Source organism: Cupriavidus sp. 05T313, assembly GCF_056396665.1.
In genome coordinates this window covers 78,288-99,999 of sequence record NZ_JBFTLX010000016.1, presented here as the reverse complement: position 1 = coordinate 99,999, position 21,712 = coordinate 78,288, and the positions used below count along the sequence as shown (strand labels likewise).

Annotated in this window: 31 protein-coding genes and 1 pseudogene; 29 read left to right on the top strand and 3 right to left on the bottom strand. The window is 62.5% G+C overall.

Annotated features, from left to right (window positions below; genetic code table 11):
- From AC1DKD_RS06595 to dsbD, 27 genes and pseudogenes are all read left to right on the top strand, one after another.
- Positions 1-131 (top strand): annotated as a pseudogene (locus tag AC1DKD_RS06595) (50S ribosomal protein L2); the annotation flags it as partial.
- Between the two features lie 21 nt (positions 132-152).
- Positions 153-428 (top strand): 30S ribosomal protein S19, encoded by a 276-nt coding sequence (gene rpsS, locus AC1DKD_RS06590; RefSeq protein ID WP_035870763.1) that lies wholly within the window; start codon positions 153-155, stop codon positions 426-428.
- Positions 429-437: 9 nt separating this feature from the next.
- Positions 438-767 carry a 50S ribosomal protein L22 gene (gene rplV, locus AC1DKD_RS06585; RefSeq protein ID WP_006160469.1) on the top strand — a complete coding sequence of 110 codons (330 nt, stop codon included), beginning with the start codon at positions 438-440 and terminating at the stop codon, positions 765-767.
- A gap of 9 nt (positions 768-776) precedes the next feature.
- On the top strand, positions 777-1,583 hold the full coding sequence (gene rpsC, locus AC1DKD_RS06580; protein WP_035870762.1) for a 30S ribosomal protein S3: 807 nt from the start codon (positions 777-779) through the stop codon (positions 1,581-1,583).
- A 2-nt stretch (positions 1,584-1,585) separates the two neighbouring features.
- The gene (rplP, locus tag AC1DKD_RS06575; protein WP_006160465.1) at positions 1,586-2,002 is read left to right on the top strand and encodes a 50S ribosomal protein L16; all 417 of its coding nucleotides are present in this window, start codon (positions 1,586-1,588) and stop codon (positions 2,000-2,002) included.
- Positions 2,003-2,013: 11 nt separating this feature from the next.
- Entirely contained in the window at positions 2,014-2,208 is a 195-nt protein-coding gene (gene rpmC, locus AC1DKD_RS06570; RefSeq protein WP_477143112.1) for a 50S ribosomal protein L29, read from the top strand.
- Positions 2,205-2,483: a 30S ribosomal protein S17 gene (gene rpsQ / locus AC1DKD_RS06565; protein ID WP_006160462.1), complete on the top strand. Its 279-nt coding sequence runs from the start codon at positions 2,205-2,207 to the stop codon at positions 2,481-2,483. The genes rpmC and rpsQ overlap by 4 nt, the downstream gene beginning before the upstream one ends.
- A gap of 276 nt (positions 2,484-2,759) precedes the next feature.
- Complete coding sequence (gene rplN, locus AC1DKD_RS06560; protein WP_477143111.1) at positions 2,760-3,128, top strand: 50S ribosomal protein L14; 369 nt, start codon at positions 2,760-2,762, stop codon at positions 3,126-3,128.
- Positions 3,129-3,137: 9 nt separating this feature from the next.
- Complete coding sequence (gene rplX / locus AC1DKD_RS06555; protein WP_035870755.1) at positions 3,138-3,446, top strand: 50S ribosomal protein L24; 309 nt, start codon at positions 3,138-3,140, stop codon at positions 3,444-3,446.
- A gap of 25 nt (positions 3,447-3,471) precedes the next feature.
- Positions 3,472-4,014, top strand: coding sequence for a 50S ribosomal protein L5 (rplE, locus tag AC1DKD_RS06550; RefSeq protein WP_477143110.1), 543 nt, complete (start codon positions 3,472-3,474; stop codon positions 4,012-4,014).
- 9 nt (positions 4,015-4,023) lie between these two features.
- Positions 4,024-4,329 (top strand): 30S ribosomal protein S14, encoded by a 306-nt coding sequence (rpsN, locus tag AC1DKD_RS06545; protein WP_477143109.1) that lies wholly within the window; start codon positions 4,024-4,026, stop codon positions 4,327-4,329.
- A 27-nt stretch (positions 4,330-4,356) separates the two neighbouring features.
- Positions 4,357-4,752 (top strand): 30S ribosomal protein S8, encoded by a 396-nt coding sequence (gene rpsH, locus AC1DKD_RS06540; protein ID WP_006160454.1) that lies wholly within the window; start codon positions 4,357-4,359, stop codon positions 4,750-4,752.
- 10 nt (positions 4,753-4,762) lie between these two features.
- Positions 4,763-5,296, top strand: a complete 534-nt coding sequence (rplF, locus tag AC1DKD_RS06535; protein ID WP_035870753.1) for a 50S ribosomal protein L6 — start codon at positions 4,763-4,765, stop codon at positions 5,294-5,296.
- Between the two features lie 11 nt (positions 5,297-5,307).
- Positions 5,308-5,664 (top strand): 50S ribosomal protein L18, encoded by a 357-nt coding sequence (gene rplR, locus AC1DKD_RS06530; RefSeq protein WP_477143108.1) that lies wholly within the window; start codon positions 5,308-5,310, stop codon positions 5,662-5,664.
- A gap of 21 nt (positions 5,665-5,685) precedes the next feature.
- The gene (rpsE, locus tag AC1DKD_RS06525; RefSeq protein ID WP_006160449.1) at positions 5,686-6,204 is read left to right on the top strand and encodes a 30S ribosomal protein S5; all 519 of its coding nucleotides are present in this window, start codon (positions 5,686-5,688) and stop codon (positions 6,202-6,204) included.
- Positions 6,205-6,217: 13 nt separating this feature from the next.
- Positions 6,218-6,400 (top strand): 50S ribosomal protein L30, encoded by a 183-nt coding sequence (gene rpmD, locus AC1DKD_RS06520; RefSeq protein ID WP_006160440.1) that lies wholly within the window; start codon positions 6,218-6,220, stop codon positions 6,398-6,400.
- 22 nt (positions 6,401-6,422) lie between these two features.
- A complete protein-coding gene (gene rplO, locus AC1DKD_RS06515) occupies positions 6,423-6,857 on the top strand; it encodes a 50S ribosomal protein L15 (RefSeq protein ID WP_006160439.1) in 435 nt (144 codons plus the stop codon).
- Positions 6,858-6,905: 48 nt separating this feature from the next.
- On the top strand, positions 6,906-8,249 hold the full coding sequence (gene secY, locus AC1DKD_RS06510) for a preprotein translocase subunit SecY (protein WP_006160437.1): 1,344 nt from the start codon (positions 6,906-6,908) through the stop codon (positions 8,247-8,249).
- A gap of 23 nt (positions 8,250-8,272) precedes the next feature.
- Entirely contained in the window at positions 8,273-8,491 is a 219-nt protein-coding gene (gene infA / locus AC1DKD_RS06505; RefSeq protein ID WP_006160436.1) for a translation initiation factor IF-1, read from the top strand.
- Between the two features lie 31 nt (positions 8,492-8,522).
- The gene (rpmJ, locus tag AC1DKD_RS06500; protein ID WP_006160433.1) at positions 8,523-8,639 is read left to right on the top strand and encodes a 50S ribosomal protein L36; all 117 of its coding nucleotides are present in this window, start codon (positions 8,523-8,525) and stop codon (positions 8,637-8,639) included.
- Positions 8,640-8,658: 19 nt separating this feature from the next.
- On the top strand, positions 8,659-9,024 hold the full coding sequence (rpsM, locus tag AC1DKD_RS06495; protein ID WP_006160431.1) for a 30S ribosomal protein S13: 366 nt from the start codon (positions 8,659-8,661) through the stop codon (positions 9,022-9,024).
- Between the two features lie 24 nt (positions 9,025-9,048).
- Positions 9,049-9,450: a 30S ribosomal protein S11 gene (gene rpsK / locus AC1DKD_RS06490; protein WP_477143107.1), complete on the top strand. Its 402-nt coding sequence runs from the start codon at positions 9,049-9,051 to the stop codon at positions 9,448-9,450.
- 298 nt (positions 9,451-9,748) lie between these two features.
- Positions 9,749-10,372, top strand: a complete 624-nt coding sequence (rpsD, locus tag AC1DKD_RS06485; RefSeq protein WP_035870746.1) for a 30S ribosomal protein S4 — start codon at positions 9,749-9,751, stop codon at positions 10,370-10,372.
- Positions 10,373-10,554: 182 nt separating this feature from the next.
- Entirely contained in the window at positions 10,555-11,535 is a 981-nt protein-coding gene (locus AC1DKD_RS06480) for a DNA-directed RNA polymerase subunit alpha (RefSeq protein WP_477143106.1), read from the top strand.
- A 161-nt stretch (positions 11,536-11,696) separates the two neighbouring features.
- Positions 11,697-12,092 carry a 50S ribosomal protein L17 gene (gene rplQ / locus AC1DKD_RS06475; protein ID WP_006160427.1) on the top strand — a complete coding sequence of 132 codons (396 nt, stop codon included), beginning with the start codon at positions 11,697-11,699 and terminating at the stop codon, positions 12,090-12,092.
- Positions 12,093-12,218: 126 nt separating this feature from the next.
- Positions 12,219-12,563 carry a divalent-cation tolerance protein CutA gene (gene cutA, locus AC1DKD_RS06470; protein WP_441632726.1) on the top strand — a complete coding sequence of 115 codons (345 nt, stop codon included), beginning with the start codon at positions 12,219-12,221 and terminating at the stop codon, positions 12,561-12,563.
- Positions 12,564-12,688: 125 nt separating this feature from the next.
- Complete coding sequence (dsbD, locus tag AC1DKD_RS06465; RefSeq protein WP_441632756.1) at positions 12,689-14,635, top strand: protein-disulfide reductase DsbD; 1,947 nt, start codon at positions 12,689-12,691, stop codon at positions 14,633-14,635.
- A 25-nt stretch (positions 14,636-14,660) separates the two neighbouring features.
- On the opposite strand, the gene AC1DKD_RS06460 is transcribed toward dsbD, so the two are convergent.
- The 3 genes from AC1DKD_RS06460 to yihA form a co-directional block, all read right to left on the bottom strand.
- Entirely contained in the window at positions 14,661-15,983 is a 1,323-nt protein-coding gene (locus tag AC1DKD_RS06460) for a magnesium transporter CorA family protein (RefSeq protein ID WP_441632724.1), read from the bottom strand.
- 10 nt (positions 15,984-15,993) lie between these two features.
- Positions 15,994-16,986 carry a porphobilinogen synthase gene (hemB, locus tag AC1DKD_RS06455; protein WP_035870740.1) on the bottom strand — a complete coding sequence of 331 codons (993 nt, stop codon included), beginning with the start codon at positions 16,984-16,986 and terminating at the stop codon, positions 15,994-15,996.
- A 331-nt stretch (positions 16,987-17,317) separates the two neighbouring features.
- Positions 17,318-18,064 carry a ribosome biogenesis GTP-binding protein YihA/YsxC gene (gene yihA / locus AC1DKD_RS06450; RefSeq protein WP_477102479.1) on the bottom strand — a complete coding sequence of 249 codons (747 nt, stop codon included), beginning with the start codon at positions 18,062-18,064 and terminating at the stop codon, positions 17,318-17,320.
- A 566-nt stretch (positions 18,065-18,630) separates the two neighbouring features.
- On the opposite strand from yihA, the gene AC1DKD_RS06445 reads away from it, so the two are divergent.
- Both AC1DKD_RS06445 and AC1DKD_RS06440 read left to right on the top strand, forming a co-directional pair.
- Positions 18,631-19,290 carry a c-type cytochrome gene (locus AC1DKD_RS06445; protein WP_035870737.1) on the top strand — a complete coding sequence of 220 codons (660 nt, stop codon included), beginning with the start codon at positions 18,631-18,633 and terminating at the stop codon, positions 19,288-19,290.
- A gap of 157 nt (positions 19,291-19,447) precedes the next feature.
- Complete coding sequence (locus AC1DKD_RS06440) at positions 19,448-21,652, top strand: cytochrome c biogenesis protein ResB (protein ID WP_477143105.1); 2,205 nt, start codon at positions 19,448-19,450, stop codon at positions 21,650-21,652.
- Positions 21,653-21,712 lie beyond the last annotated feature (60 nt).

Sequence of the window (21,712 nt, the reverse complement as noted above, 5' to 3'; positions counted from 1 at the left end):
GTGGTGGTGAAGGCAAGACCGCCGCAGGTCGTGACCCCGTTTCGCCGTGGGGTACCCCGGCTAAGGGTTACCGTACCCGCAGCAACAAGCGCACTGCCAGCATGATCGTGCAGCGCCGCCACAAGCGTTAATCGGTAGGTAGGAGCCTAGACATGACACGTTCCGCAAAAAAGGGTCCGTTCTGTGACGCCCACCTGCTGAAAAAGGTGGAAGCAGCTGCAGGCGGCAAGGACAAGAAGCCCATCAAGACTTGGTCGCGTCGCTCGACCATTCTGCCGGACTTCATCGGCCTGACGATCGCCGTACACAACGGCCGTCAACACGTGCCGGTGTATGTTTCGGAAAACATGGTTGGCCACAAGCTCGGTGAATTTGCGCTCACGCGTACGTTCAAGGGCCACGCGGCTGACAAGAAAGCGAAGAGGTAAGGTGCCATCATGGAAGTGAAAGCGATTCATCGCGGTGCCCGCATCTCCGCCCAGAAAACGCGCCTGGTCGCTGACCAGATCCGCGGTCTGCCGATCGAGCGCGCGCTCAACGTTCTGACGTTCAGCCCGAAAAAGGCTGCCGTCATCGTGAAGAAGGTGGTCGAATCGGCCATCGCCAACGCCGAGCATAACGAAGGCGCCGACATCGACGAATTGAAGGTCAAGACCATCTTCGTCGACAAGGCAACCTCGCTCAAGCGTTTCACGGCACGAGCAAAGGGCCGCGGCAACCGCATCGAGAAACAAACTTGTCACATCACTGTGACGCTCGGCAACTAAGGAGTCACGATGGGACAGAAGATTCATCCGACTGGCTTCCGTCTGGCCGTCAGCCGTAACTGGGCTTCGCGTTGGTACGCCAACAACACGAAGTTCGCCGGCATGCTGAAGGAAGACATCGAAGTTCGCGAGTTTCTGAAGAAGAAGCTCAAGAACGCTTCGGTAGGCCGCGTCGTGATCGAGCGCCCCGCCCGCAATGCACGTCTCACCATTTATAGCTCGCGTCCGGGCGTGGTGATCGGCAAGAAGGGTGAGGACATCGAACTGCTCAAGGCCGAGCTGCAACGCCGCATGGGTGTGCCCGTGCACGTGAACATCGAGGAAATCCGCAAGCCGGAAACCGATGCGCAGCTGATCGCCGATTCGATCACCCAGCAGCTCGAGCGCCGTATCATGTTCCGCCGCGCAATGAAGCGCGCGATGCAGAATGCGATGCGCCTCGGTGCCCAGGGCATCAAGATCATGAGCGCCGGTCGTCTGAACGGCATCGAAATCGCTCGTACCGAGTGGTATCGCGAAGGCCGTGTGCCCCTGCACACCCTGCGCGCCGACATCGACTACGGCTTCTCCGAAGCAGAAACCACCTACGGCATCATCGGTGTCAAGGTGTGGGTCTACAAGGGTGATCACCTCGGCCGCAACGATGCGCCGGTGGTGGAAGAGCCGCAAGACGAGCGTCGTCGTCGCCCGGGTGGTCGTCCTGATGGTCGTCGCCGTGAAGGCGAAGGCGGCCGTCCGGGTGGCAATCGCCGCGGTGGCGCGGGTGCCGGTGCAGGTCGCCGCGCTCCTGGCGCAGATGCGAAGAGTGGAGAATAACGATGCTGCAACCTAAGCGCAGAAAATACCGCAAGGAGCAGAAAGGCCGCAACACGGGTAAGGCTACCCGTGGCAACGCCGTGTCTTTCGGCGAATTCGGCCTGAAGGCGATGGGCCGTGGTCGTCTGACGGCTCGTCAGATCGAGTCGGCACGTCGTGCGATGACCCGTCACATCAAGCGTGGCGGCCGCATCTGGATCCGGATTTTCCCGGACAAGCCGATCTCGAAGAAGCCCGCCGAAGTCCGTATGGGTAACGGTAAGGGTAATCCGGAATACTACGTGGCAGAAATCCAGCCGGGCAAGATGCTGTACGAAATGGATGGCGTGACGGAAGAGCTGGCTCGTGAGGCGTTCCGCCTCGCGGCCGCCAAGCTGCCGATCGCCACCAATTTCGTGGTGCGCCAGGTCGGGACGTAAGGAGAGCAGGGATGAAAGCATCCGAACTTCGCGGCAAAGATGCCGCCGGGCTGAACCAGGAGCTCTCCGAGCTGCTGAAGGCCCAATTTAGCCTGCGCATGCAAAAGGCCACCCAACAGCTGCAGAACACCAGCCAGCTGAAGAAGGTGCGCAAGGACATCGCGCKGGTGCAAACCGTGCTGAACGAAAAGGCGACCACGAAATGACTGAAACTGCACAAACGGAATCGTCGCTTCGCCGTACTTTGGTCGGCCGGGTAGTTAGCGACAAGATGGACAAGACCGTCACGGTCCTGATCGAAAACCGCGTCAAGCATCCTCTGTACGGCAAGTACGTGCTGCGTTCCAAGAAGTACCACGCACACGACGAAGCCAACCAGTACAAGGAAGGCGACAAGGTCGAGATCCAGGAAACGCGTCCGCTGTCGCGGACCAAGTCCTGGGTGGTTTCCCGTCTGGTCGAAGCTGCGCGCGTCATCTAAAAAACCACACGGTTTTAGGTTGGCTTGCGAGTCCAGGGTTATGTGCTATAATCCTGGACTTCCGCTTTGTTGCATTCGCCTTAGTTGTATCACCCCGGCGAGTCGATGAAGCGAACCTGGCCGAGCGGCTCCTGATTAACCATGTTCAGGCCGCCTGGTAACTACCGACTTCAAAGTTGATCAACCCAAACGGTTGCTGGCGCAAAGCCAGGGGCTGACGGGACCAAGACTGACCGGCGGGCGTTGCCCGGTGGATTAAGTTGGGAAGATAACACCATGATTCAGACAGAAAGCCGGCTCGAAGTAGCCGATAACACTGGTGCGCGCGAAGTGCTGTGCATCAAAGTGCTGGGTGGGTCCAAGCGCCGCTATGCGAGCGTGGGCGACATCATCAAGGTGACCGTCAAGGACGCAGCGCCGCGCGGWCGCGTSAAGAARGGCGATATTTACAACGCCGTCGTCGTGCGTACCGCCAAGGGCGTGCGTCGCGCTGATGGGTCGCTCGTCAAGTTCGACAGCAATGCCGCTGTCTTGCTGAACACCAAGCTCGAGCCGATCGGCACCCGTATTTTCGGGCCGGTGACTCGTGAACTSCGTACCGAGMRSTTCATGAAGATCGTGTCGYTSGCSCCRGAAGTGCTGTAAGGAGCCGCCATGAACAAGATTCGTAAAGGCGACGAAGTCATCGTCCTGACCGGCAAAGACAAGGGCAAGCGCGGCACCGTGCAAGCCATGCTCGGCGACAAGGTCGTGGTGGAAGGCGTCAACGTTGCCAAGAAGCACGCACGTCCGAACCCGATGCTGGGCACCACTGGTGGCGTCATCGACAAAGTCATGCCGTTGCATATTTCTAACGTTGCGCTCGTGGATGCCAATGGCAAGCCGTCGCGCGTCGGTATCAAGGTGGAAGACGGCAAGCGCGTGCGCGTGCTGAAGACCACCGGTGCCGTCGTGGCAGCTTGATTCTGGGCACGAAGAGGAGTTGAGCATGACAGCACGTCTGCAAGAGTTTTACAAAGAACAGGTTGTTCCGAAGCTGATCGAGCAGTTCGGCTTCAAGTCGGTCATGGAAGTGYCGCGCATCACCAAGATCACCCTGAACATGGGCCTTGGCGAAGCCATCAATGACAAGAAGGTCATTGAGCTGGCCGTGGGCGACCTGACCAAGATCGCCGGTCAAAAGCCGGTGGTGACCAAGGCCAAGAAGGCAATCGCCGGCTTCAAGATCCGCCAGGGCTATCCCATCGGCGCGATGGTGACGCTGCGCGGCGAACGCATGTTCGAATTCCTCGATCGTCTCGTGACCGTGGCTCTGCCCCGCGTGCGTGACTTCCGTGGCGTGTCGGGCCGCTCGTTCGATGGTCGTGGTAACTACAACATCGGTGTGAAAGAGCAGATCATTTTCCCCGAAATCGAGTACGACAAGATCGACGCATTGCGTGGTCTGAACATCAGCATCACGACGACGGCGAAGAATGACGAGGAAGCCAAGGCGCTCCTCGCAGCATTCAAGTTCCCGTTCCGTAATTAAGGGGTAACCGTGGCTAAATTGGCTCTGATTGAACGTGAGAAGAAGCGCGCTAGGCTCGTGGCAAAGTATGCCGACAAGCGTGCAACCCTCAAGGCCATTATCGACGACCAGGAAAAGTCGGAAGAAGAGCGTTATAGCGCGCGTCTCGAGCTGCAACAGCTCCCGCGCAACGCTAACCCGACTCGCCAGCGTAACCGCTGCGCGATCACCGGTCGTCCCCGCGGTACCTTCCGCAAGTTTGRCCTGGCGCGTAATAAGATCCGTGAAATCGCCTTCCGTGGCGAAATCCCGGGTCTGACGAAAGCCAGCTGGTAATTACGCACAGGCTACAGGAGAAACAGTATGAGCATGAGCGATCCTATCGCCGATATGCTGACGCGCATCCGCAACGCCCAAGGCGTGCAGAAAGTGTCGGTTGTCATGCCGTCGTCGAAGCTGAAAGTGGCAATCGCCAAGGTCCTTAAGGACGAAGGCTACATCGACGACTACGCCGTGAAAGAAGAAGGCGGCAAGGCACAACTGAGCATCGGTCTGAAGTACTACGCCGGCCGTCCGGTCATCGAGCGCATTGAACGCGTCTCGAAGCCTGGTCTGCGCGTGTACAAGGGCCGCAGCGACATCCCCCAAGTGATGAACGGCCTCGGYGTCGCAATCATCTCGACCCCCCAGGGTCTGATGACCGACCGCAAGGCACGTGCCACTGGCGTGGGCGGCGAAGTTCTTTGCTACGTCGCGTAAGGAGTAGACCATGTCCCGTGTAGGTAAGGCTCCCATCGCGCTGCCCAAAGGCGCGGAAGTCAATGTGGCGGCTGGCGTGCTCTCCGTTAAGGGCCCGCTCGGCACGCTGACGCAGCCGATTCACAGCCTGGTCAAGGTCAATGTCGAAAACGACACGCTGACCTTCGCTCCGGTCGATGAATCGCGCGAAGCAAACGCACTGCAGGGCACCATGCGCGCCCTGGTGGCCAATATGGTCAAGGGTGTAACCGCCGGTTTCGAGCGCAAGCTTAACCTGGTCGGCGTGGGCTATCGTGCCCAGCTGCAAGGTACTGCGCTGAAGCTCCAGCTTGGTTTCTCGCACGACGTGATCCATGCGATGCCGGAAGGCGTGACGGCGACAACGCCCACGCAGACCGAGATCATCATCAAGGGTGCGGACAAGCAGAAAGTCGGTCAGGTGGCTGCGGAAGTCCGCGCGTACCGTCCGCCTGAGCCCTATAAGGGCAAGGGCGTTCGCTACTCGGACGAGCGCGTCATCCTGAAGGAAACCAAGAAGAAGTAAGGGGTGCAATCATGAACAAGAAAGACGCTCGTTTGCGCCGTGCACGTCAGACCCGCGCCAAAATCGCGGAGTTGAAGATCAACCGTCTGACCGTGTTCCGTACGAATTCGCATATTTACGCCCAGGTCTACTCGCCGTGCGGCACGCAAGTGCTGGCATCGGCTTCGACCGTCGAGGCAGAAGTGCGCAAGGAACTGACTGGCAGCGGTGCTACCGCCGCCGCCGCGACCCTGATTGGCAAGCGCATCGCCGAAAAGGCGAAGGCAGCTGGCGTGGAAACCGTTGCGTTCGATCGCGGCGGCTTCCGCTTCCATGGTCGCGTGAAGGCACTGGCTGACRCAGCACGCGAAGCCGGCCTTAAGTTCTAAGCGCACATAGAGAGATACGTCATGGCAAAAATGCAAGCAAAAGTCCAGCAGGACGAACGCGACGACGGCCTCCGCGAGAAGATGATCTCGGTCAACCGCGTCACCAAGGTGGTGAAGGGTGGCCGGATTCTCGGTTTCGCTGCGCTGACCGTGGTTGGTGACGGCGATGGCCGCATCGGCATGGGCAAGGGCAAGGCTAAGGAAGTGCCGGTTGCAGTTCAGAAGGCAATGGACGAAGCCCGTCGCAAGATGGTCAAGGTCTCGCTGAAGAACGGCACGCTGCAACACGAAGTCGTTGGCAAGCACGGCGCCGCCAAGGTGCTGATGATGCCCGCCAAGGAAGGTACCGGCGTGATCGCTGGTGGCCCGATGCGCGCGATTTTCGAAGTGATGGGCGTGACCAACGTCGTGACCAAGTCGCACGGCTCGACCAATCCGTACAACATGGTTCGCGCCACGCTGGACGGTCTTCAAAAGATGAGCACGCCGGGCGAGATCGCCGCAAAGCGTGGCAAGTCTGTTGAAGACATCCTCGGTTAAGGAGTCGGACGAAATGTCGCAACAAACCGTAAAAGTGCAACTCGTGCGCAGCCTGATCGGCACGCGCGAGGATCATCGCGCCACCGTCCGTGGCCTGGGCCTGCGCCGTATCAATTCGGTGTCGGAACTGCAGGACACGCCTGCCGTGCGCGGCATGATCAACAAGGTCTCGTACCTGGTCAAGGTTCTGGCCTGAGTCCCGGGACACGGAGAGCAAGATGCAACTCAACAACCTCAAACCGGCTGACGGTTCGAAGCACGCCAAGCGTCGCGTCGGCCGCGGTATCGGCTCCGGCCTGGGCAAGACTGCCGGCCGTGGTCACAAGGGTCAGAAGTCGCGTTCGGGCGGCTTCCACAAGGTCGGCTTCGAAGGCGGTCAAATGCCGCTGTATCGTCGCCTGCCGAAGCGTGGCTTCACGTCGCTGACGAAGGCCTTCAACGCCGAAGTGACCCTGCGTGATATCGAGCGCCTGGAAGCCACCGAGGTGGACCTGCTGGTTCTGAAGCAAGCTGGCCTGGTGGCTGAGCTGGCCAAGAGCGCCAAGGTCATCAAGGCTGGTGAGCTGACCCGCAAGGTTACGATCAAGGGTCTGGGCGCCACCGCTGGTGCCAAGGCTGCGATCGAAGCCGCCGGCGGTCAGATCGCGGCGTAATTTAGCAGCAGATTTCGCAGCATAGGCGAGTCACAGTCGGAGCATCGTTTGGCCACGGCGAAACCCAATGCAAGCACGCAAGCCAAGAACACGGCGAAGTACGGCGACCTAAAGCGCCGGCTGATGTTCCTGGTGCTGGCCTTGATCGTGTACCGCATCGGAGCGCATATTCCGGTGCCGGGAATCGATCCTGAACAGCTTGCGAAGCTTTTCCAGAGTCAGTCGGGTGGCATCCTCGGGATGTTCAACCTGTTCTCGGGCGGTGCGCTGTCGCGCTTTACCGTCTTCGCGCTCGGCATCATGCCGTACATCTCGGCGTCGATCATCATGCAATTGCTGACGATCGTGCTGCCGCAGCTGGAATCGCTGAAGAAGGAAGGGCAGGCGGGTCAACGCAAGATCACGCAGTACACGCGCTACGGCACGGTGGTCCTGGCCACCTTCCAGGCGCTGTCGATCGCAGTCGCGCTGGAATCTCAGCCGGGGCTGGTGATCGATCCGGGCCTGATGTTCCGGGCTACGGCGGTGATCACGCTGGTGACCGGTACGATGTTCCTGATGTGGCTGGGTGAGCAGATCACCGAGCGTGGTCTGGGCAACGGTATCTCGATCATCATCTTCGGCGGTATCGCGGCGGGCTTGCCCAACGCGATCGGCGGGCTCTTCGAGCTGGTTCGCACCGGTTCCATGAGCATCATTGCATCGATCCTGATCGTTGCAATCATCGCCGGGGTGACCTTCGCCGTGGTGTTTGTCGAGCGTGGCCAGCGCAAGATCCTGGTGAACTATGCCAAGCGTCAGGTCGGCAACAAGGTGTATGGCGGCCAGTCGTCGCACCTGCCGCTGAAGCTGAACATGGCAGGGGTGATTCCGCCGATCTTCGCATCGTCGATCATCCTGTTCCCGGCGACCATCGCGGGCTGGTTCACGTCTGACTCGACGAGCGCTGCCGGCCGGTTCATCAAGGACCTGGCTGCGACGCTTTCGCCGGGACAGCCGGTCTACATCCTGCTGTACGCTGCTGCAATTATATTTTTCTGCTTCTTCTATACGGCTCTTGTGTACAACAGCCGGGAAGTCGCAGACAACCTGAAGAAAAGCGGTGCCTTCATTCCGGGCATTCGTCCGGGCGAGCAGACGACGCGCTACATCGACAAGATTCTTGTCCGTCTGACGCTGGCTGGTGCGATCTACATCACACTGGTCTGCCTGTTGCCGGAATTCCTGGTACTGCGCTGGAACGTTCCGTTCTATTTTGGCGGAACCTCGTTGCTGATCATCGTGGTCGTCACGATGGACTTCATGGCCCAGGTTCAGTCCTATGTCATGTCGCAGCAATATGAGTCCCTGCTGAAGAAAGCGAATTTCAAGGGTAATCTGACCTTGCGCTGAAGCCGGGTCGGTACAGGCTAGGTATGGCAAAAGACGACGTCATCCAGATGCAGGGGGAGGTCCTGGAAAACCTCCCTAACGCGACGTTCCGCGTCAAACTGGAAAATGGCCATGTAGTGTTGGGCCATATCTCCGGCAAGATGCGAATGAACTACATCCGGATTCTTCCGGGTGATCGGGTGACGGTTGAACTGACTCCATATGATCTGTCACGCGCGCGCATCGTCTTTCGGACGAAGTGAAGCGAACAGGAATTGAAGGAAGAGGAAAATCATGAAAGTGCTGGCTTCTGTTAAGCGCATTTGCCGCAACTGCAAAGTTATCAAGCGCAACGGTGTCGTGCGCGTGATCTGCTCGTCGGATCCCCGCCACAAGCAACGCCAAGGCTAATCGTAAAGAGGATTGACGAATGGCACGTATCGCAGGGGTTAACATCCCGAACCACAAGCATACCGAGATCGGCCTGACGGCTATTTACGGTATCGGCCGCTCGCGCGCCCGCAAGATTTGCGTGGCCACCGGCGTTCCCTTTGACAAGAAGGTCAAGGACCTGACCGACGGCGACCTGGAAAAGCTTCGTGACGAAGTAGCCAAGGCCACGGTTGAGGGTGACCTGCGTCGTGAAACCACGATGAACATCAAGCGTCTCATGGACCTTGGTTGCTATCGTGGCGTCCGTCACCGCAGGGGTCTCCCGATGCGCGGTCAGCGCACCCGCACCAACGCCCGTACCCGCAAGGGTCCGCGTAAGGCCGGCGTGGCTCTGAAGAAGTAAAGCCGAAGGCAGAGGAAGAAACTAATGGCAAAAGGTCCGAATAACGCCGCCCAGCGCGCGCGTAAGAAGGTCAAGAAGAACGTTGCCGACGGCATTGCGCACGTCCACGCTTCGTTCAACAACACCATCATCACGATCACCGACCGTCAGGGCAATGCTCTGGCGTGGGCAACCTCGGGTGGCCAGGGCTTCAAKGGTTCGCGTAAGTCGACTCCCTTCGCAGCTCAGGTCGCCGCCGAGAATGCCGGCCGCGTGGCGCAAGACCAGGGTATCAAGAACCTGGACGTGCGCATCAAGGGCCCCGGCCCTGGCCGTGAATCGGCTGTGCGCGCCCTGAACGCGCTCGGCATCAAGATCTCGATCATCGAAGACGTGACGCCGGTGCCGCACAACGGCTGCCGTCCGCCGAAGCGCCGTCGGATCTAAGTGCCGATGTGATACCCAGGCTGCAATCGGGGTCTTCCCCGTGTGCAGCCCGGTGTGGTAGCATTGCACGTTGACCTGCTGCATCTGTTTGCAGCAGGTTTTCGTTTTGCGTTTGCGCGATCGACGTCGTTGTCGGTCGCCTGGCGCAGTAGTTAGTCATGCTTTTGCGCGTGCCCGAATGGGAGCGCGCTGGATAAGCCCACCGTCTGCCACTCATGCGCCCAATCAACCGGGGCGGAGAAGGCGGACTCGCGGCGCGTCGAACAAGGCGCYGCGATCGATCAGGAAGGAAGATAAAGTGGCACGTTATATCGGCCCGAAGGCCAAACTATCCCGCCGTGAAGGTACTGACCTGTTCCTGAAGAGCGCACGCCGCTCGCTTGCAGACAAGTGCAAGCTGGACAGCAAGCCGGGTCAGCACGGCCGCACCTCGGGTGCACGCACCTCCGACTATGGCAACCAACTGCGTGAAAAGCAGAAGGTCAAGCGTATCTATGGCGTACTCGAGCGCCAGTTCCGCCGCTACTTCGCTGAAGCCGACCGCCGCAAGGGCAACACCGGTGAAAAGCTGCTGCAACTGCTGGAATCGCGCCTGGACAACGTCGTGTACCGCATGGGCTTCGGCTCGACCCGCGCTGAAGCGCGCCAGCTGGTGTCGCACAAGGCGATCCTGCTGAACGGTCAAGCCCTGAACGTGCCGTCGGCGCAAGTCAAGGCTGGTGACGTCATCAGCATCCGCGAGCAGTCGAAGAAGCAAGTCCGTATCGCCGAAGCGCTGTCGCTGGCTGAGCAATCGGGTTTCCCGGCATGGGTTGCCGTGGACGCGAAGAAGTTCGAAGGCACATTCAAGCAAGTGCCGGATCGCGCCGATATCTCGGGTGACATCAACGAAAGCCTGATCGTCGAATTGTATTCGCGTTAATCACACGAATTCTGACCGACACCATCGAACGGCCAGGGGCTTGCGTTTCCCGCCAAGCTTCACTTTCAGCCCGACGCGCTGCCGCGCGTCGGGCTTATTGCCCATCGTGCGATGGGATTTTCAGGTTCCATACGTCAGCCTTATCGGTGTAACGAGCCGAGGGTATTGAAAAGGACAACCTAATGCAAACAGCACTACTCAAGCCTAAAATTATTGCCGTGGAGCCGCTCGGCGACCATCACGCCAAGGTCGTGATGGAGCCGTTCGAGCGTGGCTATGGCCATACGCTCGGTAACGCCCTGCGTCGCGTGCTGCTGTCGTCGATGGTCGGTTATGCCCCGACCGAAGTCACGATCGCTGGGGTGGTCCACGAGTACTCCACCATCGATGGCGTTCAGGAAGACGTAGTCAACCTGCTGCTCAATCYGAAGGGTGTGGTCTTCAAGCTGCACAACCGCGACGAAGTCACGGTGTCGCTGCGCAAGGAAGGCGAAGGCGTTGTGACCGCGGCCGATATCGAGCTGCCGCACGACGTCGAGATCATCAACCCCGGCCACGTGATCGCTCACCTGTCGGCCGGCGGCAAGCTGGACATGCAGATCAAGGTCGAACAAGGCCGTGGTTATGTCCCCGGCAACGTGCGCAAGTTTGGCGACGAAGCGGGCAAGGTCATCGGCCGCATCGTGCTGGACGCTTCGTTCTCGCCGGTGCGCCGCGTTTCGTACGCAGTCGAATCGGCTCGTGTGGAACAGCGTACCGATCTCGACAAGCTGGTGATGAACATCGAAACCGACGGCGTGATCTCGCCCGAGGAAGCGATTCGTCAATCGGCGCGCATCCTGGTTGACCAGTTGTCGGTGTTCGCAGCGCTGGAAGGTACCGAGTCGTCGGCGGAAGCCGCTTCGAGCCGTACGCCGCAGATCGATCCGATCCTGCTGCGCCCGGTGGACGACCTGGAGCTGACGGTGCGTTCGGCCAACTGCCTGAAGGCCGAAAACATCTACTACATCGGCGACCTGATCCAGCGTACCGAGAACGAGCTGCTGAAGACCCCGAACCTGGGTCGCAAGTCGCTCAATGAAATCAAGGAAGTGCTGGCTTCGCGTGGCCTGACCCTCGGCATGAAGCTCGAGAACTGGCCGCCCGCAGGGCTGGAGAAGTAATTTGCCTGGCGCGGCGGCGGGCTGGTCCCGTTGCCGTGCCGGTAATCCCGGCGACCGGCATGTGCCGGCCGCTCCAATAGACTACCGGCCCGCGCCGAACCGGGGAGCATCCCGGCCGAGCGATAGAAGAGCTGGTCAAACATTGCAATAAAGGAATCATCATGCGTCACCGTCATGGTTTGCGGAAACTGAACCGCACCTCGTCGCACCGTCTCGCGATGCTGCGCAACATGTCCAACTCGCTGTTCCAGCACGAGCTGATCAAGACCACCCTGCCCAAGGCCAAGGAACTGCGCAAGGTTGTCGAGCCCCTCATCACGCTGGCCAAGAAGGACACCGTTGCCAACCGCCGCCTGGCTTTCGCCCGTCTGCGCGACCGCGACATGGTTACCAAGCTGTTCAACGAACTGGGCCCGCGTTACAACGCCCGCCCGGGTGGTTACACCCGTATCCTGAAGTTCGGTTTCCGTCAGGGCGACAACGCACCGATGGCGCTGGTCGAACTGGTGGATCGTCCGGAAATCACCGAAGCGCCGGCTGAAGAAGCAGGCGAATAAGGTCGATATCGTCCCGGCCGCTTGCGACCACTGGTCGCGGCGAGCCGCGCGGACACCGCTTACAATCGAGCCAGGCTGCATGCCTGGCTCGATTGCTTTCCGGGCCAGGTTTTTGAGGAAAGCACGATGAGCGAGACGCTATTGGTAATGACGGTGTTGCCCGATGCCGAATCCGCCGCACGTATGACCCGCGCAGTGCTGGAATCCAGGCTGGCAGCTTGTGTGAACCGGCTGGCGCCATGTCAGTCCGAGTACTGGTGGCGCGGCGAGATCGAAACCACGCGGGAATGGCCGCTGCTGATCAAGACTACGCAGGATCGCTATACGGCGCTTGAAGCCGCGATTCGCCTGGCGCACCCCTATGAGGTGCCGGAGATCGTGGCATTGCCGGTTGCGGCCGGCTTTGCGCCTTACCTTGCGTGGGTGGCGCAGGAGACGCGGACGCCAGACGCTGACGATGACAGCGCGTAAGCACGCGCAAGGATGTCCGTCCTTCGGCGGCTAGCGGGCGATGCGGCCGAAACCGGCGCCGCGCGGCGTTCGAGGTACGGATACGACGAATGACAATTCAAGGATGGGGCATGGGTTTCGGAGTGATGTCGGGCGCTTTGGACTGCGGGTCGGCAGCGGGGTCGGTGCGGCATAGTGCCGCAGCGCGGCTCCTGATCTTGCTGCTCGCAGCATTGTGGCTGTGCCTCGGCGGCGCCGCGCATGCCGCCGACGATGACTTCCTGCCGCCGGACCAAGCCTTCCGTTTCGCGGCGCGGCAGGTCGACGCGCAGACCGTCGAAGTGCGCTTCGATGTAGCCGATGGCTACTACCTCTACCGCGAGCGCTTTGCCTTCGCCGCGCAGCCGACCTCCGTCAAGCTTGGCGCTCCGGTATTCCCGCCGGGCAAGGTCAAGTTCGACGAGACTTTCGGCAAGGAGATGGAAACCTACCATGGTGGCGTGACTATCCGCGTACCGGTGGCGTCCGCGCCGGCGGACGGCAAATGGTCACTGGTGGTGACTTCCCAGGGCTGTGCCGACAAGGGCCTGTGCTATCCCCCGATGGAGAGCGTTTTCAAGGTCGGCGGCGGTGTGCTCGACGGGCTGTTCGGCAAGCGGGCGCCGGCGGATTCCAGCAGCATTGGCAGCGGCCCGGGCACCGAAAGCCGCGACGCGGCCGGGGCGGCGGCATCTGCCGGCCCCTCCCCTGCCCAACTGACTGGGCCTGCCGACGAGAACGACCGCATTGCCGGGGCGCTGGCCAGCCGCAACCTCGGCGTGATCGCCGCGCTGTTCTTCGGCCTCGGTTTGCTCCTGACCTTTACGCCGTGCGTGCTGCCCATGGTGCCGATCCTGTCGTCAATCGTGGTGGGTGAGCATGTCACGCGCGGCCGCGCTTTGCTGGTGTCGCTGTCGTATGTGCTAGGCATGGCGGTGGTTTACACCGCTGTTGGCGTGGCGGCCGGCCTGCTTGGCGAGGGCTTGTCCGCCGCGCTGCAGTCGCCGTGGGTGCTGACGGCTTTCGCGCTGCTGATGGTGGCCTTGTCCCTTTCCATGTTCGGCCTCTATGAACTGCAGCTGCCGCAACACTGGCAAACGCGGCTGACCGCTTCGTCCAACCGCCGCCAGGGCGGGCAACTCGCCGGCGCCGCGGCCATGGGCGCGATCTCGGCGCTGATCGTCGGGCCGTGCGTGACGGCACCGCTGGCCGGCGCGCTGGCCTACATCGCACGCACCGGCGATGCCGTAACCGGTGGCGGCGCGCTGTTCGCGATGGCGCTCGGCATGGGCGTGCCGCTGGTGCTGGTGGGCGTGGGCGCGGGCAACCTGCTGCCGCGTGCCGGACGGTGGATGGAAATGACCAAGCGCTTCTTCGGCTTCCTGCTGCTGGGCGTGGCGCTGTGGATGGTCAGCCCGGTGCTGCCGGCATGGGCGCTGATGGCAGGCTGGGCCGCGCTGCTGCTGGTGGGCGCGGTTTTCCTGAGCGCCTTCGAGTCACTTGGCCCCGAGGCGCATGGCCTGGCCAGGGTGGGCAAGGGCCTGGGCCTGCTTGCCGCGCTGGCGGGAGCCATCTTGCTGGTGGGGCTCGCGTCCGGTGGCCGGGATCCCTTGCAACCGCTGGCGCATCTTGGTGCAGGTCGCACCGCGCCAGACGCGGCGGCCAGCGACTCGACCACAGTGCGCTTTGAGCGGGTCCGCTCGGTAGCCGAACTCGACGCTCGCGTGGCGCAGGCCGCCGCAGCGGGCAAGCCCGTGCTGCTCGACTTCTATGCGGACTGGTGTGTGAGCTGCAAGGAGATGGAGCGCTTCACGTTCAGCGACGAGCGCGTGCGGGCCCGGCTTGCCGGGGTGGTGATGCTGCAGGCGGACGTCACCCGGAACAACGCCGACGATCGGGCACTGCTCAAGCGCTTCGGCCTGTTCGGCCCGCCGGGCATCATCCTGTTCGGTCCTGACGGGCGCGAGCGGCCGGTTCGTGCAATCGGCTACCAACCCGCCGCCCGTTTCCTTGACACGCTCGCGCGCGCCCTGGACGCCAAAGCTAGCACCTGACCCCCCGGGCTTGCGCAGGCGTCGGCTAGCTTTTCTCCAGCCGGCGTCCCAGCCCCCACACTGCCGCCAGCACTGCCACCACCGCGCCCATCAGCCCGAGCGACCACCAGAAGCCCTGCGGCTCGCGCAGCCACGGCATGCGCTCGAAGTTCATGCCGAAGATGCCGGTGATCAGCGTGAGTGGCATGAACAGTGCAGTGATCAGCGTCAGGGTACGCATGGTGCGGTTGGTGCGATGCGCCACCGATGAAAAATGAATCTGCACCGCGGACTCGATCGAGTCCTCCAGCCGGCGCGCGTGCGCGAGCACGCGCGAGATGTGTTCCATCACGTCGTTGATGCGCACCAGCAAGGCATCGTCGCGGCCTGCCGCGTTTGCGGTTCCTTCGCTCTGCACGCTGTAACTGTTGTCGAGCAGGCTGTCGCGGAATTCCTGCAGCGCATCGTGCTGTTCCTCGCACAGGTGCTCCAGGCGCCGCAGTTCAATGCGGGCATCGAGCAAGCCTTCCCAGCTGGAGAAGCTGCGCCGGGCGTTTAGCAGCGCGCGCTGCCAACGGTCCAGCTGGCGCGTCAGGGGCGCGCGCAGGTCCAGGTAGCGGTCGACCATCGCGTTGAGCAGGCGCAGCATCAGGTCTTCCGGGCGCGTCGGCGGGCGGATGCCATGTACCAGCGCGGCGGCGTGCCCGTTGGGGCGGGTCTTCGAGGCGGACTGCGGCCGTGGCGCCTGGCATAGCTCAAGCAGGCGCTGGCGCACCTGGTCGAGTGTGCGAGACTGCGCGGGCCGGACCGTCAGCAGCACATTGTCGAAGACAAAGAAAGTGACCGGCTGGGTATCGATTTTGGCCAGTGCAGGCAGAAAGCCTGGCGGGTAGCGGCGCGGTTTGGCCAGAGCCTGCGTTCTTGAAGCGGGCGGCTGGCTGGTTGTCGCGGTAGCTGAAACCGTAGTGGAAGCCGTGGAGGCTCCCGGGATTGGCGGCAATTCTGGTGCGGTGGCTGGCGCGGTTGCTGTCGTTCCGGACGCCGCCGCCGTTTCGCCGCCGGCCTCGGCAATCAGCCGGCTCGTTTCAAAGGTGAGCTTGCGGAAGATCACCATGTCGTAGGCATGCGTCGTATCGAAATACGAAGGATGCGACGGGTTGGTGGCATCGATCAGGTGCAGATCCAGCACCGGGGCGCCGGTCAGGGCCTGGACGCTGTCGCGCCAGGCCGTCGGCGCGGCGCTGACTTCCTCGATCGGCGTATCGACCCAGACGAAGCGGGCCGCCGCGTTGCCCGCGAGAAAGTCGCGCGCCTCGTCGAGCGAGGCGAGCGGATGGACCTGGCTGGCGGAAAAACCTAACAGCTGCATCCGGGCCGGTTCAGCGCGTGAGCAGGCGAGCAGCGTCGCGCGCGAAGTAGGTCAGGATGCCGTCGGCGCCGGCGCGGCGGAAGGCCAGCAGCGACTCCATCATGACCTTGTCGTGATCCAGCCAGCCATTCTGGGCTGCGGCCTTGAGCATSGCGTACTCGCCGCTGACCTGGTAGGCGTAGGTGGGAAAACGGAACTCATCCTTCACGCGCCGCACGATGTCCAGGTAAGGCATGCCGGGCTTGACCATCACCATGTCGGCACCCTCCATGATGTCTTGCGCCACTTCGCGCAAGGCCTCGTCGGTATTGGCCGGGTCCATCTGGTAAGTCATCTTGTTGCCCTTGCCCAGGTTGGCCGCTGAGCCGACCGCATCCCGGAACGGGCCATAGAAGGCCGATGCGTACTTGGCCGAGTAGGCCATGATGCGCGTATGGATATGGCCGCCGTCCTCCAGCGCGGCGCGCACCGCGCCGATGCGCCCGTCCATCATGTCCGACGGTGCCACGATATCCACGCCGGCCGCGGCCTGAGTCAGCGCCTGCTTGACCAGGATCTCCACAGTGACGTCGTTGATCACATAGCCGTCGGCGTCCAGCACGCCGTCCTGGCCGTGGCTGGTGTAGGGGTCCAGCGCCACGTCGGTCAGCACGCCGAGCTCGGGGAAGCGGTCTTTCAGTGCGCGCACGGCACGCGGGATCAGGCCGTCGGCATTGGTGGCCTCGATACCGTCGGGCGTCTTCAGGGCCGGATCGATGACCGGGAACAGCGCGATGACCGGGATGCCCAGCTTGACGCAATCCTCCGCCACCGGCAGCAGCAGGTCGACCGAGAGCCGCTCCACGCCGGGCATGGACGCCACGCTTTCACGCTGGTTGTGGCCGTCGACGATAAATACCGGGTAGATCAGGTTGTCCGGCGACAGGCGGTGTTCGCGCATCAGCCTGCGCGAGAAATCATCGCGGCGCATGCGGCGCGGACGGTACTCGGGGAAAGTGGACATGGCTTGAGGGAGAATGTCTGAGGGAGTGCGGAATTTTGCCGGGCTGCTGGCGCGCGATGTGGCTGGCGAGTGATCCAGCAGGCCGCTCCGAAAGAAAAACTAAACTTTTGATCGTGCCCGCTATCATACTCGCGGACACTCTGCGTTGCGCTTGCGTGATGCAGCGTCCCCCGCTACTCCTCCCTGAGCGGGTACCCACCCTCAACCGGTGGGAAAGTTCGCCCCCGTTGCTTGCAACGGGGTTTTTTTTGCCTGTTCGATTCGTGGGGATGCGCGGGTTCGCTATCGCGCCGCACCCGCAGGGGCGGGTACGCAAAGCGGGGCTGGAAGGTCAGTTCGCGGCCGCGTCGGGCGGTGTGTCTTGCACAACCGCCGGCTGGTCGGGCTTTGCTTTTTCCTGCGGCGCGGCGGCGGACTCGCTGCCCGGCACCACGGCCGGCTGTGCTTCCGGCAGCGCCAGCCAGCCTGCCACCACGCGCTGGGCTTCCTCGATGCCGCGGCGCTTCAGGCTGGAGAACAATTGCGCGGTCAGGGCCACGGGCGTGTCGAGTTGTTCGGCGTAACCGGCCAGGATCTTGCGGGTTTCGCGCAGGGCCAGGGCGTTTTCGCTGTTGGTCAGTTTGTCGGCCTTGGTCAGCAACACGTGAATGGGCCGGCCCGTGGGCAGGAACCATTCAACCATCTGGCAATCCAGGTCGGTGAAGGGCCGGCGCGCGTCCATCATCAGCACCAGGCCAGCCAGCTGCGAACGGGTCTGTACGTAGTCGCTCAGCAGCGTCTGCCAATGGTACTTGGCCGATCCTGACACCTGCGCATAGCCATAGCCGGGCAGGTCGACCAGGAAGGCCAGCGGATCCGGCGCCTTGACCGGTGCGACCCCGAAGAAATTGATGTGCTGGGTACGGCCCGGCGTGCGCGACGAGAAGGCTAGCCGCTTCTGGTTGCACAGGATGTTGATGGCGGTGGATTTGCCGGCGTTGGAGCGCCCGGCGAAGGCCACTTCCGGCACCGCCGTGGCAGGCAGGTCGCGCAGGTGGTTGACGGTAACGAAGAAGCGGGCCTGGTGTAGGAGGGACATGCGCGTGGGCGATGGGGCGGGTGGGGGCGGGGCGCCGCCTTGCATTTGGCGGGTCCGCCGGCGTCACCACGCCGATGTGAGTGAGGTGGGCGGCACATGCTGCCGCCTGGATGGCCGGGGCTGGCGTCTGGCCGCGTCGCGGCGCGCACATCCTCTATCCGGCACACGATTTATTGTACAATAACGCGGTTAACGGCCTCCCGATTAGGTGACGCGCGGCATCCTTGGCCTTGCGTTTATCTGAGCAGGAAGCTCTGCGTGTCCGTTCCATCGTGGTAGCAAGCCTGTCGGTCTGGTCTGTTGCAGCGCCTGCATGGCGCAGCGGCAAGGGGGCCAGCCGGGGGGCTGGGTCTGCTACGGGGATATTCGCACGGTCTGCCGCTCTCGTTCGCATGGGGGCGGTGCCATTCGGCTCTCGCCTGGGCGTTTTTGGCTTCAGCGGGGCTGGCGGTCCGTCGTGGTGAATTTCCGATGTCAAAGTACCAGCCCATGCGCGTCCTCACCGCGGGCAAGGTGCTGAACGGCGTGCCCCATGGATTTCAAAACAATTCAGACAAGGTGTGCGAATGAACCGCATTGCGAAACTTCTGGCTGTCGTGGCGCTGGCTCTGCCGGCCACTGCCATGACCGGTCTGGCATCTGCCGCAGAGCAGGCCGCCGCAAAGGCTGATCCGGCCAAGGGCGAAACCCTCTACACGCAAGGTGCCCCCGATCGCAATGTCCCGGCTTGCCTGAGTTGCCACGGCGCCAACGGCAACAGTGGCGGCGCCGCCAATCCGAAGCTGGCCGCCCAGCATCCGGAGTACGTGCACAAGCAGCTCGACGACTTCAAGGCCAAGACCCGCAGCAACGCCATCATGTCGCCCTACGCGGCAGCCTTGTCCGAGCAGGAAATGAAGGACGTCGGCGCCTACCTGGCCAAGCAGAGCCTGAAGCCTGCCACCGCCAAGAGCAAGGACACCATCGAAGCCGGCCAGAAGATCTACCGTGGTGGCATCGCCGCCAAGGGTGTGCCCGCTTGCGCGGCCTGCCACGGCCCCACCGCCGCCGGCATCCCGGCCCAGTACCCGCGCATCGGCGGACAATGGTCCGAATACACCGAGGCGCAACTGGTCGCGTTCCGCCAGGGCACCCGCAAGAACAATCCCGTGATGACCACCATTGCCGCCAAGATGTCGGATGCCGAGATCAAGGCCGTGGCCGACTACGTCGCAGGGATTCGCTAAGTCGTTCAGCGCCGGGTAGCCGGAGCGCCCACGCGGGCCTCGCCGTTGCGAGGTGGACCGCAGGGGTGCAACCAGGCAGCACGGCAACAATCGAAGAGGGTGGCCTGCGCAAGCATGTCCACCCTTTTTCATTTCAAGGCCGAGGGCCCCACTGCACATGTCGACCGCTTCCACGTCAGGACTGCACCTGAAGACTTCTCACCGCTTGCTGCGCGACGCGGTGGAACTGCTGTCCTCGATGCGTTTCGCCATCGCGTTGCTGACGGTCATCGCGATCGCCAGCGTGATCGGCACGGTCCTCAAGCAGAACGAGCCCTATCCCAACTACGTCAACCAGTTCGGCCCATTCTGGGCTGACCTGTTCCACACGCTGTCGCTGCAGAAGGTTTACGGCTCCTGGTGGTTCCTGCTGATCCTGGCCTTCCTGGTGGTCTCCACCTCACTGTGCCTGACGCGCAACGCGCCCAAGATGATCAAGGATATGCGTTCGTGGAAGGACCACGTGCGCGAGCGCAGCCTGCGCGCCTTCCATCACCGCGCCGAGTTCGATGCAGGCCGCCCGCGCGCCGATGCGGTGACGCGGCTCACTGCGCTGCTGGCCAATCGCGGTTATCGCATCAAGACCGTGCCCCATGACGGCGCCACCTTGCTGGCGGCCAAGGCGGGCGCGGCCAACAAGCTGGGCTACATCCTGGCGCACACCGCCATCGTGGTGATCTGCATCGGTGGCCTGCTCGACGGCGACATGCTGATCCGTGCCCAGATGTGGTTTGGCGGCAAGAGTCCGATTACCGGCAACGCCGTGATCAGCGACATTCCGCCGCAGCACCGCTTGTCGGTCAACAATCCCGGTTTTCGCGGCAATGCCTTCGTGCCCGAAGGCGCGACCGTCTCCACTGCCATCCTGAATATCTCGGACGGKGCGCTGGTGCAGGATCTGCCGTTCAMYATCACGCTSAAGAARTTYACSGTCGASYATTACTCGACCGGCATGCCCAAGCTGTTCGCCTCCGATGTGGTCATCACCGACCGCACCACTGGCCGCAAGACCGAAGCCACTGTCAAGGTCAACGAACCGCTGGTGGTGGACGGCATTGCCATCTACCAGTCGAGTTTCGAGGACGGCGGCTCCAAGCTGAAGTTCGTCGGCTACCCGATGCAGGGCGGCAATGACAAGACCTTCGCCTTCGCCGGTACGGTGGGCGCCAACTCGCCGCTGACCGGCACGGGCAGCGCCGCCGACGCCGAGGGACTGACGGTCGAGTTCAGCGATTTCCGCCTGATGAATATCGAGAACGTCACCGACGCGTCGGGCAAGCCCGATGCCCGCGGCGTGGCGCGCAAATCGCTCAACGAGAAGCTGGAATCCCACCTGGGCTCGGCGGTCAATCCTGATCGCGCGAAGGAACTGCGCAACGTGGGTCCGTCGGTGCAGTACAAGCTGCGCGACCGCAACGGGCAGGCGCGCGAGTTCAACAACTACATGGTGCCCGTGCAGCTCGATGGGCAGTCGGTCTTCCTTGCCGGCATGCGCGATTCGCCCAGCGAGCCGTTCCGTTACCTGCGCATCCCGGCCGACGAGCAGAACAGCGTAGCCGACTGGATGCGCCTGCGCGCCGCGCTGCAGGACCGCGCGCTGCGGGTCGAAGCGGCACGCCGCTTTGCCCTGGCCTCGATGCCGGGCGAGGATCGCGAGGTGTTGCGCGGCCAGCTTGCCGAGAGCGCCCTGCGCGCGCTTGATCTCTTCGCTGGCGCCGCACGAAGCAATCCGCAAGCGCCGCCTGGCGGCTTCACGGCAATCGCCGCCTTCCTGGAAAAGTCCGTGCCGCCGGCCGAGCAGCAGAAGGCCGCCGACGTGCTGCTGAAGATCCTCAACGGCTCGATGTGGGAACTCTGGCAACTGGCACGCGCGCAGGACAAGCTGCCGGTGGTGCCGAATAGTGCTCAGAGCGRCGCTTTCTTGCAGCAGGCCATCAATGCGCTATCCGACAGTTTCTTCTACACCGCGCCGGTCTTCCTGCAGCTCGACGACTTCACCGAGGTGAAGGCCAGCGTGTTCCAGATGACCCGTGCACCAGGGAAGAACATCGTGTATCTTGGCTGTCTGCTGCTGGTGCTGGGCGTGTTCTCGATGTTCTACATCCGCGAGCGCCGCGTCTGGCTGTGGGTCCGGGACCCTGCCGGCGGATCGGCCGGAAGCGAGGGCGGCGGTGCTGCCAGCCATGTGCTGATGGCCATGTCCACGCAGCGGCGTACACTGGATTTCGAGAAGGAATTTGTCGCTCTGCGCGACGATGTAGGCCGGGCCGCCGGTAATCTCGACACGGCCGGCAAGGGCACGCCGGACCCGGCCACGCATTGAACGCGGCCGGCAATTAAGCAGGAACCAATATGTCCTCGAATGTGAATCAGGCCAGGCCGC